General features: G+C 72.8%; 9 protein-coding genes and 2 pseudogenes. 5 read left to right on the top strand and 6 right to left on the bottom strand.

Annotated elements, in window-relative coordinates; translation table 11 throughout:
• A pseudogene (locus BGM09_RS06740) lies at positions 1 to 245 on the bottom strand (hypothetical protein); the annotation flags it as partial.
• A 457-nt stretch (positions 246 to 702) separates the two neighbouring features.
• Positions 703 to 1,887, bottom strand: a complete 1,185-nt coding sequence (gene rocD / locus BGM09_RS06745; protein WP_188280519.1) for an ornithine--oxo-acid transaminase — start codon at positions 1,885 to 1,887, stop codon at positions 703 to 705.
• Positions 1,888 to 2,150: 263 nt separating this feature from the next.
• Between rocD and trpS the strand changes: the two genes are divergently transcribed.
• The 4 genes from trpS (at position 2,151) to hemC (ending at position 5,751) form a co-directional block, all read left to right on the top strand.
• Positions 2,151 to 3,164 (top strand): tryptophan--tRNA ligase, encoded by a 1,014-nt coding sequence (gene trpS, locus BGM09_RS06750; protein ID WP_188280511.1) that lies wholly within the window; start codon positions 2,151 to 2,153, stop codon positions 3,162 to 3,164.
• Positions 3,165 to 3,310: 146 nt separating this feature from the next.
• A complete protein-coding gene (locus BGM09_RS06755) occupies positions 3,311 to 3,892 on the top strand; it encodes a 2'-5' RNA ligase family protein (RefSeq protein ID WP_188280512.1) in 582 nt (193 codons plus the stop codon).
• Positions 3,893 to 4,017: 125 nt separating this feature from the next.
• Positions 4,018 to 4,647, top strand: coding sequence for an LUD domain-containing protein (locus tag BGM09_RS06760; protein ID WP_188280513.1), 630 nt, complete (start codon positions 4,018 to 4,020; stop codon positions 4,645 to 4,647).
• Positions 4,648 to 4,812: 165 nt separating this feature from the next.
• Positions 4,813 to 5,751, top strand: a complete 939-nt coding sequence (gene hemC, locus BGM09_RS06765; protein WP_188280514.1) for a hydroxymethylbilane synthase — start codon at positions 4,813 to 4,815, stop codon at positions 5,749 to 5,751.
• Between the two features lie 59 nt (positions 5,752 to 5,810).
• On the opposite strand, the gene BGM09_RS06770 is transcribed toward hemC, so the two are convergent.
• Positions 5,811 to 6,299, bottom strand: coding sequence for a carboxymuconolactone decarboxylase family protein (locus BGM09_RS06770; protein ID WP_188280515.1), 489 nt, complete (start codon positions 6,297 to 6,299; stop codon positions 5,811 to 5,813).
• Positions 6,300 to 6,348: 49 nt separating this feature from the next.
• Between BGM09_RS06770 and BGM09_RS06775 the strand changes: the two genes are divergently transcribed.
• Positions 6,349 to 7,815, top strand: a complete 1,467-nt coding sequence (locus BGM09_RS06775; protein WP_188280516.1) for a PLP-dependent aminotransferase family protein — start codon at positions 6,349 to 6,351, stop codon at positions 7,813 to 7,815.
• Between the two features lie 27 nt (positions 7,816 to 7,842).
• On the opposite strand, the gene BGM09_RS06780 is transcribed toward BGM09_RS06775, so the two are convergent.
• From BGM09_RS06780 to BGM09_RS06790, 3 genes and pseudogenes are all read right to left on the bottom strand, one after another.
• A complete protein-coding gene (locus BGM09_RS06780; protein ID WP_188280517.1) occupies positions 7,843 to 8,322 on the bottom strand; it encodes a GNAT family N-acetyltransferase in 480 nt (159 codons plus the stop codon).
• A 62-nt stretch (positions 8,323 to 8,384) separates the two neighbouring features.
• Positions 8,385 to 9,374 carry a malate dehydrogenase gene (locus tag BGM09_RS06785; RefSeq protein WP_188280518.1) on the bottom strand — a complete coding sequence of 330 codons (990 nt, stop codon included), beginning with the start codon at positions 9,372 to 9,374 and terminating at the stop codon, positions 8,385 to 8,387.
• Between the two features lie 257 nt (positions 9,375 to 9,631).
• Positions 9,632 to 9,929 (bottom strand): annotated as a pseudogene (locus tag BGM09_RS06790) (hypothetical protein); the annotation flags it as partial.

A 9,929-nucleotide genomic window follows, 5' to 3' on the forward strand; every position in this document is an offset into this window, starting at 1 on the left:
GCCGCCAGGGCCGCGCCCACCGCGTAGATCGGCAGCGACCTCAGCGCGACCAGTTCCAGCGCGAAGCCGACTCCGTCGAGGCCCAGGCCCGCCACGTAGCGCCACTCCCGCAGCGCCCTGACCAGCAGCCGCGCGTCGACCGCCGAGCCCGCGCCGCCACCCGGCTCCGCCGCCGCCCGCGCCGCCACCGCCTGGAGCACCGACGCCACCCCGAAGCACACGGCCGCACCCAGCGCACACACCATTCCCACAAGCACGGTTCGACTCTAAGGCGTCGAGCACCGACGGCCCGCCGCCCTCCATCCCCGGCTCTGCCGGGACCTGTTTCTTTTGCCCACCCGCCCACCCGTGCGGGCGCTTTGGTCGTCTGCGGGTGCCGCCTGTGCCTGGTCGGTACCGGCACGGGGCACCTCCTCGAAATGCGTCGTCCTGCTCTCTACGCATTCGGCACCCGGCGATCAACGCATTTCTGCGGGGGCACCCCGCACCGTCCCCTCCGCGCCCGTCGGCGCCCGACGGTCCGCTCTGGCAGAGGAGGGTGTGAGGGGGGCCAGGTCCCACGACGCCCAACCGTCCGCCCGGGGCGGGGAAGGCGGTGGGCCGGCTCCGTGGAGGGTCGGGCGCCGGCTCGCCGGGCACCGAGAACGGGAAGACCAGGACGACGCATTTCGAGGAGGTACCCCGCCCCGGCACCGACCCGCGTCAGACGCCGAGCACAGCGCGGAGCTGAGCCAACCCCCAGTCGAGGTCGGCCTCGGAGATGGTGAGCGGCGGCGCCAGCCGAATGGTGCTGCCGTGGGTGTCCTTGGCAAGGACCCCGAGCGCCATGAGCCGCTCGGAGATTTCGCGGCCGGTCCCCACGGCGGGATCGATGTCGACCCCGGCCCATAGCCCGCGCCCGCGCACCTCGGTGACCTTGCCGGAGCCGGTGAGGAGGGAGAGCTCGCGGTGCAGGTGGTCACCGAGTTCGGCGGCGCGCTCCTGGTACTCCCCGGTGCGCAGCATGGCGAGGACTTCGAGCCCGACGGCGCAGGCCAGCGGGTTCCCGCCGAAGGTGGACCCGTGTTCGCCGGGGCGGTAGACGCCGAGGACGTCGCGGGAGGAGACCACGGCCGAGACGGGCACGACGCCGCCGCCGAGCGCCTTGCCGAGGACGTACATGTCGGGGACGACGTCCTCGTGCTCGCAGGCGAAGGTGCGGCCGGTCCTGCCGAGGCCGGACTGGATCTCGTCGGCGATGAAGAGCGCCCCGCGCTCGGCGGTGACCCGGCGCACCCCGGCGAGATATCCGGGCGGCGGCACGAGAACGCCCGCCTCGCCCTGGATCGGCTCCAGCAGCACGGCGACGGTCTCGTCGTCCACGGCCGCTTCGAGCGCGGCGAGGTCGCCGTAGGGGACGGTCACGAAGCCGGGGGTGTACGGGCCGAAGTCCGCGCGGGCCTCGGGGTCGGTGGAGAAGCTGACGATCGTGGTGGTGCGGCCGTGGAAGTTTCCGGCCGCCACGACGATCTTTGCCCGGCCGTCCGGTACGCCCTTGACCCGGTAGCCCCACTTGCGCGCCGTTTTGACAGCGGTCTCCACCGCTTCGGCGCCGGTGTTCATCGGCAGCACCATCTCCATGCCGCACAGTTCGGCGAGCCGCGTGCAGAAGTCCGCGAAGCGGTCGTGGTGGAAGGCGCGGGAGGTCAGCGTGACCCGGTCGAGCTGTGCCTTGGCCGCCGCGATCAGCCGGGGGTTGGCGTGGCCGAAGTTCAGCGCCGAGTAGCCCGCGAGCATGTCGAGGTAGCGGCGGCCCTCGACGTCGGTCATCCACGCGCCTTCCGCCGTGGCGACCACGACGGGGAGCGGGTGGTAATTGTGCGCGCTGTGCGCCTCGGCGGCGGCGATCCGCGCGCCGGTCGTACCGGCGGTACCGGTCGTGCCGGCCGTGCCGGAAGGACCGGCGGTGCCTGCGGTGCCGGAAGGACCTGCGGTGGTGGTGGTCACGTGCGTTCTCCGTTCGTTGTACGTCGGAGGCCAGGGCGAAGGGGCGGGGTGACGCCCCTTTCTATCGTCGCTCGCCGCGATCACGGCGAAACCTCACCGACGGCGGCCAGGTGGTGTCCGCCAGGGGTATGGGAGCGGGGTCACCACCTGAGAGAATGATGGACATGGCAACAGATCGCCCGCGCGCGCTTTCCGGTATCCAGCCCACCGCCGGTTCGTTCCACCTGGGGAACTACCTGGGGGCGATCCGCCAGTACGTGGCGCTCCAGGAGACGCACGACGCCTTCTACATGGTGGTCGACCTGCACGCGATCACCGTGCCGCAGGACCCGGCCGAGCTGCGGGCGAACACGCGGCTGGCCGCCGCCCAGCTCCTGGCCGCCGGGCTCGACCCGGACCGCTGCACGCTGTTCATCCAGAGCCATGTGCCCGAGCACGCCCAGCTCGGCTGGGTGATGAACTGCCTGACCGGCTTCGGTGAGGCGTCCCGGATGACGCAGTTCAAGGACAAGTCGGCCAAGCAGGGCGCGGACCGCTCGACCGTCGGCCTGTTCACGTATCCGATCCTCCAGGTCGCGGACATCCTGCTGTACCAGGCGGACGCGGTGCCGGTCGGCGAGGACCAGCGGCAGCACATCGAGCTGACCCGGGACCTGGCGGAGCGGTTCAACACGCGTTTCGGTCCGACCTTCACCATCCCGGCGCCGCACATCGTGCGGGAGGTCGCGAAGATCTACGACCTCCAGGACCCGACGGCCAAGATGAGCAAGTCGGCGGCGTCGCCGAAGGGCCTGGTCAACCTGCTGGACGAGCCGAAGGCGTCGGCGAAGAAGTTCCGCAGCGCGGTGACGGACACCGGCACGGTCATCAAATATGACGAAAAAGACAAGCCAGGCATCAGCAATCTCCTCACGATTCACTCCGCGCTCACCGGTACCGGAATTCCGGAACTCGAGGAGCGGTACGAGGGCAAGGGCTACGGTGCGCTGAAGACCGACCTCGCGGAGATCTTCGTGGAGTGGGTCACACCGATCCGGGCGCGTACGCAGGAGTATCTGGGGGACCCGGAGACGTTGGACGCGGTGCTGGCGAAGGGTGCCGAGAAGGCGCGCGCCGTGGCGGCGGAGACGCTGGCCGGGGCGTACGACCGGGTCGGCTTCCTGCCCGCCAAGCACTGAGTACGGTACGGGGCGCTGCTGAGCACGTTACGGGGAGGACTTTTCCGCTCTCGCATGATTGTCCCGCATGATGGCTGTATGACCATGCGGGGTCATCGCGCGGGGGTGACCACGCGGCCGGCTGAACGGGGAAAGGGGTGAGCGCAGTGGGGACCACCACGACCACCACGATCGGCGTGTCCATCGCGGTCCCGGAGCCGTACGGGCGCCTGCTCCAGGAGCGGCGCGCCGGTTTCGGCGATCCGGCGGCGTACGCGATCCCCACCCACGTCACGCTGCTGCCGCCCACCGAGGTCGGCTGCGACACGCTTCCGGCGCTGCGCCGCCACCTCGCCCAGGTCGCCGCCGACGGCCGCCCGTTCCTGATGCGGCTGCACGGCACGGACACCTTCCGGCCGCTCTCCCCCGTGGTCTACGTCCGCCTCGCCGACGGCGGCGACGGCTGCGCCCGGCTCCAGGAGCAGGTCCGCTCGGGGCCCGTCTCCCGCGAGCTCCAGTTCCCGTACCACCCGCACGTCACCGTCGCCCACGGCATCCCCGGCCCCGCCATGGACCGGGCCCAGTCCGAGCTCGCCGCCTTCTCCGCCGCCTGGACCGCGATCAGCTTCGCCCTCTACGAGCAGGGCGAGGACGGCGTCTGGCGCAAGATGCGCGAGTACCCCTTCGGCCGCGAGGGCCTCTCCGCCGTCCCCCGCCAGCAGTCCGCCAAGGCCCCGACGCGCCTGTAACGGCGTCCGGGGCCCGCTCGGCCGCATCGGTCACATCCGGCCGCTTCCGTGCGACAAGACAGCGCACCGCCCGCGCACGGGCGGTGCGCTGATGCGTCGGGTCGGACAGGAAGCGGGGAGTGATCATGGGTACGCGGACATCGGCCGCCACGTTCACGGAAGCGGCGGAGGCGGAGCGGCTGGAGCGGGCGGCGCGGGCACTGGTGCTGCACGGCTTCGACGTGGAGATCCTCGACGACGTGGCCGCCGCGCGGGTCCGGGTGGGTGAGCTGATCCCGCGGGGCGCGAGCGTGTTCACCGGGGCCAGCGAGACGCTGCGGCTGTCCGGGATCGAGGAGGACATCAACGGGAGCGGGCGGTACGAGGCGGTCAAGCCGCGCGTGCTGGCCATGGACCGGGCGAGCGAGGCGGACGCGATCCGGCGGGCGCTGGCCGGTCCTGACGTCAGCGTCGGGAGCGTCGCGGCCGTCACCGAGACGGGGTCGCTGGTGATCGCGTCGGGCAGCGGGAGCCAGTTGCCCGGGTACGCGGGCGGGGCAGGGCGCGCGATCTGGGTGGTGGGCGCGCAGAAGGTGGTGCCGGACCTGGAGACGGCGCTGCGCCGGGTGGAGGAGCACTGTCTGCCGCTGGAGAGCGCCAGGACCATGGAGGTGCACGGCTGGCCGAGCACCGTGAACCGGCTCCTGGTCCTCAACGCGGAGTACGTGCCGGGGCGCGGCACCGTACTGCTGCTCCGCGAGCCCGTCGGTTTCTGAGGCACGGCAGGTGCACGGCCGGTGCACGGTCGGCGCACGGCCGGTGCGCAGCCGGTTCACGGCCGGTTCACGGGAGCGCGTTTCCGACATCGTGTGTGCAAAAGGAGGTGGCGGCCGGGTTTAGGGTGAAGCGGAAACGCTTGGAGGCATGGGCAATTGGCGAATATGAAGCACGGCCGTTGCATTGTCGGATCACGCGGGAGCGACCTCGCCAGGGCGCAAGTGCGCGAATATCTGGCGCCGTTGAGGGAGCGGTTTCCCGAGGTGACCTTCACGCATCGGGTGATCGTGGAGGGCGGCGACCGCGACCGGCGCTCACCGCTGGCCGACGTGTCGGCGGGGAGCGGCGGTTCGGCGTTCAGCACGGAGCAGGAGGCCGCACTGGCGCGCGGCGACGTGGACGTGGTCGTCCACTCCCTCAAGGACCTGCCGACGTCGAATCCGCCGGGCCTGACGCTGTTGCCGCCGCCGGGGCGCGAGGACGTGGCCGACGCGCTGTGCGGGGCGACGCTCGCCGGGCTGCCGGAGGGGGCCAGGGTCGGTACGGGGGCGGCCCGCCGGATCGGCCAACTCCTCGCCGTACGCCCCGACCTGCGGATCGTGCCGATTCGTGGCAACGTACCGCCGCGCCTGGAGAAGCTGGCGACCGAGGGGCTGGACGCGGTCGTGCTGGCCCTGGCGGGCCTGCGCCGCCTCGGCCTCGACGGCGCCGTGGGCGAGGTGCTGCCGCTCGACCGCTTCCCGCCGAGTCCGGGCCAGGGCGCCCTCGGCATCCAGATCCGCGCGGACGACACCGCCGTACGCGACCTGCTCGCCGGCGCCGGGGACGCCCGCGTCGACGCGCGGGTCCGCGCCGAACGCGCGTTCCTGGCCGAATTGCACGGCGGGTGCGGCGTTCCGGTCGGGGGTTACGCCGAATTGGGCCCGGACGGAAATCTCCGGGTGTTCGGACAGGTCACGTCACTCGACGGCAGGACGCAGATTTCCGCCGCCGTCAGCGGTCCGGCGCGGCAGCCGGAAAAGCTCGGAAAGGAATTGGCCGCGGAAGTCGTCGCGCAGGGCGCGCATTCCGTGCTCGACGCGGTGCGCCACCGCGACGCGTGATGCGAGCGGCGGCCGTACCGCCGCCCGACGCGTGACGTGAACCTCGGCCGTATCGCGTCCTACGCGCGGACCGCCGGGGACATCCGGCAGGAGACGCCGATCCGGTTCCAGGCGTTCATGGTGACGCACATGGCCAGGAGCCGGGGGAATTCGTCGGCGTCGAAGAGCCGGGCGGCCTCGTCGAAGGCGGCGTCGGGGACGCCGTGGTCACCGAGGTGGGTGACGGCCTCGGCCAGGGCCAGGGCGGCGCGCTCGCGGGCGGTGAAGAAGGGCGTCTCGCGCCAGACGGTGACGCCGTGCAGCTTCTGCTCGGTGATGCCGAGGGCGCGGGCGTCGGCGCTGTGCTTGTCGACGCAGTAGGCGCAGCCGTTGAGCTGGGAGACCCGGACGCGGACGAGTTCGCGGACGGCGGGGTCGAGGCCGTGGGCGGCGGCCTTGTCGAGGGCGGCCATGGCCGCGTAGAAGTCGGGGGCCTTGTCGCGGAGGTCGATCCGGCGAGCGGGCGCGGGAACGGTGTCCGTGTCGGTGGCATCGGTCGTCGTCGTCATGCCTCCACCGTAGGAGGAAAGTGGCTCCACGCCGTGGTCCACTTGGCGCATGGACGACTGGGCCACTCGCGGTGAGCGCACCGCCGACTACGACCTGCTGCTCGACCTCCCCGCCGCGCGGGCCGCGGCGGGCGGCGGCGCGCGGGCAGGTCTTGAGCGGGCCCTGCGCGAGGCCGTACGCGACGGCCGCCTCTCCCCCGGTACGCGCCTGCCGTCCAGCCGGGTGCTGGCCGGGGATCTGGGCCTCGCGCGCAACACGGTCGCGGACGCGTACGCGCAGCTCGTCGCCGAGGGGTGGCTGACCGCACGGCAGGGTTCGGGCACGACGGTGGCGCCGCGCCCGGCGGCGGTCCCCGGCCGGGCGGAGAGCGCCCCCGTACGCCGTACGCCCGTCGCCCCGGTCGAAATGGTGCCGGACAACGCGACCGGCCTCCCGTACAGCCTGTGGCCCGGCTCGCCCGACCTGTCGTCCTTTCCGCGCGCCGCGTGGTCGGCGGCGGCGCGGCGGGCGCTGGCGGCGGCGCCGAACGAGGCGTTCGGGTACACCGACCCGCGCGGGCGGCCGGAGTTGCGGGCGGCGCTGAGCACGTATCTCGCGCGGGTGCGCGGGGTGCGGACCGACCCGGAGCGCCTGATGATCTGCACGGGGTACGTGCAGGGCGTCGGTCTGCTGGCCCGCGCGCTGTACGGCCGGGGCGCCCGCCGGATCGCCGTCGAGGCGCTGGGTTTCCCCGACACGCGAACGCTGCTGCGTACGGCGGGACTTGAGACGGTGCCGCTGGACGTGGACGGCGACGGGGCGCGGGTGGACCGGCTGGACGGCTCTGCGCAGGCGGTGCTGTTGACCCCCGCGCACCAGTTCCCGACCGGCGTGCCGCTGTCCCCCGGTCGCCGTACGGCCGTCACGGGGTGGGCGCGGAGCAATGGCGCGGTGATCCTGGAGGACGACTACGACGGGGAGTTCCGCTACGACCGGCAGCCCGTCGGCGCCCTCCAGGGCCTCGCGCCCGCACACGTCGTGTACGCGGGCACAGCCAGCAAGAGCCTCGCGCCGGGACTGCGGCTGGCGTGGCTCGCGCTGCCCCCGCACCTGCTGGACGCGGTCGTGCGCGAGAAGCGGATGGCCGACCACCACTCGCCGGTGCTCGACCAGTTGACCCTCGCCGAATTCATCGGATCGGGCGCGTACGACCGCCACGTACGCCGCATGCGCCTTCGCTACCGCGCCCGCCGCGACCGCCTGGTGGCGGCCCTGGCGGAACACGCGCCCCGCGTCCGCGTCTCCGGCATCGCCGCCGGCCTGCACGCCGTACTCGAACTCCCCCCGGAATCAGGCCCGTTGCAAGCCCTCGTGGACCGCGCCCACGCCCTCGGCCTGGCCCTGAGCGGCCTCCCCGTCTACGGCGCCCCGACCGCCCGCGCCCCCGCGTCCCTCGTCATCGGCTACGCCACACCCCCCGACCACGCCTTCTCCGGCGCCCTGTCCCGTCTCTGCGAGATCCTGGCCCCCGGGTAAGAGGGCTTGCGGCGACGGGAGTTGGGGTCAGGCCGGGAGGGTGAGGAGGACTTCGTCGATCTCCTCGCCACGGGCGTTCGCGAAGCCGCGGTCGGTGCCCGCGGGGTGGAAGCCGCATTTGTGGAGGACCCGGAGGGAGCCGGGGTTGTCGGCGGCGGCGCGGGCGTGCAGGGGGCGTTCGGGGACGACGGCGAGGAGTTGGCGGAGGGCGGCGGTGGCGGCGCCGCGGCCCCAGAACTCGCGGCCGATCCAGTACGTGACCTCGCGCTCCTCGGGCGGCCCGTAGACGGCGGCGTGGCCGACGACCGTACCGTCGGAGGCCGCGGCGACCGTGCGGTTGACGACGCCGGGGGTGGCGCGGATACGGGCCCAGTGGGCGTGGAAGCGGGCGCTGTCCGACGGGTCCTCAGCGGTGAACGCGGCCATCCGCACCGCCTCGGGGTCCTGCATCTGAACGAAGAAGACGGGCAGGTCCGAGTCGCGTACCTCGCGCAGGATGACGTCCATGGGGCAAACGTAAGGGGCCCCGCACCAGGGCGGCACCCCTTACCGGCAGAAAAGTACGGGACTCAGATGAGGCCCAGCTCGCGCACGGCGGCGCGCTCCTCTTCCAGCTCCTTCACGGACGCGTCGATCCGCGCACGCGAGAACTCGTTGATCTCCAGGCCCTGGACGATCTCGAACGCGCCGTCCTTCGTGGTGACCGGGAAGGACGAGATGAGACCGGCCGGGACGCCGTAGGAACCGTCGGAGACGATGCCCATGGAGGTCCAGTTGCCCTCCGCGGTGCCGTTGACCCAGGTGTGGACGTGGTCGAGGGCGGCCGACGCGGCGGAGGCGGCGGAGGACGCGCCACGCGCCTCGATGATCGCGGCGCCGCGCTTGGCGACGGTCGGGATGAAGGTGTCGGCCAGCCACTGCTCGTCGTTGACGACCTCGGCGGCGTTCTTGCCCGCGACCTCGGCGTGGAAGATGTCGGGGTACTGGGTCGCCGAGTGGTTGCCCCAGATGGTGAGCTTCTTGATCTCCGAGACCGGCACCCCGGTCTTCTTCGCGAGCTGCGCGATGGCGCGGTTGTGGTCCAGGCGGGTCATCGCGGTGAAGCGCTCGGCCGGTACGTCGGGGGCGGCGGACTGCGCGATGAGCGCGTTGGTGTTCGCCGGGTTGCCGACGACCAGGACCTTGATGTCGTCGGCCGCGTGGTCGTTGATGGCCTTGCCCTGCGGCTTGAAGATGCCGCCGTTGGCGGAGAGCAGGTCGCCGCGCTCCATGCCCTTGGTGCGCGGGCGGGCGCCGACCAGCAGCGCGACGTTGGCGCCGTCGAAGGCCGTGTTCGGGTCGTCGGTGATGTCGATGCCCTGGAGCAGCGGGAAGGCGGCGTCGTCCAGCTCCATCGCGGTGCCCTCCGCGGCCTTCAGGCCCTGGGGGATCTCCAGCAGACGGAGCCTCACCGGCACGTCCGCGCCGAGCAGGTGGCCCGAGGCGATGCGGAAGAGGAGGGCGTAGCCGATCTGGCCTGCCGCTCCGGTGACGGTGACGTTGACGGGGGTGCGAGTCATTGCCTTCTCCTGGCCTTTTCCTGCGGGTACCTGGCATTGCCGCCCCGGCAGTGGCCCGAGCGGCCCCGGAACGTGGCTCTCTCGGCGTCAAGAGAGCCGTCCGTCAGGCTATCGCGCGGCGGCGCCGACGGTGACGCGAGGGCGTGTGGCCCCGGTCACCGGGAAGGCCGTCGGGTGACGTTCCCGTGCCGTGCGGGGCCCGCGTCCTGGCTTCCGCGCGGTGCCCCGCGGGTCCGTGCCCCGCGGGTCCGCGCGCCTCAGCCCTGGCCGCCCAGACAGAGGTTGACGACGAGCAGGCCGAGGCACAGGCCGCCGCGGCCGGTGGCGGTCGGGGACGCCGTCGCCGTCGCGGTCGCGGGCGGGGTGGAGGACGCCGGACCGGTGGGCGTATCCGTAGGAGAAACGGTTCCTCCGGAGGCGGGCGCCGAAGGGGACACCGAATCGGTCGGTACGGCGCCGGGGGCGCCGGCGCCCGGCGCGGTGCCGGAGCCTTGGGCGGCCGTGGCAGCGGGCGTTCCCGGCGGACCGGCGGACGGCGGGCCGTCGCCCGTCATG

This window comes from Streptomyces sp. CBMA29 (assembly GCF_014596445.1).
In the GTDB taxonomy this organism is placed as follows: domain Bacteria; phylum Actinomycetota; class Actinomycetes; order Streptomycetales; family Streptomycetaceae; genus Actinacidiphila.

Coding starts and splice junctions, on each gene's coding strand:
- trpS (WP_188280511.1), top strand. CDS start 2,151: ATGGCAACAGATCGCCCGCGCGCGCTTTCCGGTATCCAGCCCACCGCC.
- BGM09_RS06760 (WP_188280513.1), top strand. CDS start 4,018: ATGGGTACGCGGACATCGGCCGCCACGTTCACGGAAGCGGCGGAGGCG.
- hemC (WP_188280514.1), top strand. CDS start 4,813: ATGAAGCACGGCCGTTGCATTGTCGGATCACGCGGGAGCGACCTCGCC.
- BGM09_RS06770 (WP_188280515.1), bottom strand. CDS start 6,299: ATGACGACGACGACCGATGCCACCGACACGGACACCGTTCCCGCGCCC.
- BGM09_RS06775 (WP_188280516.1), top strand. CDS start 6,349: ATGGACGACTGGGCCACTCGCGGTGAGCGCACCGCCGACTACGACCTG.
- BGM09_RS06780 (WP_188280517.1), bottom strand. CDS start 8,322: ATGGACGTCATCCTGCGCGAGGTACGCGACTCGGACCTGCCCGTCTTC.
- BGM09_RS06785 (WP_188280518.1), bottom strand. CDS start 9,374: ATGACTCGCACCCCCGTCAACGTCACCGTCACCGGAGCGGCAGGCCAG.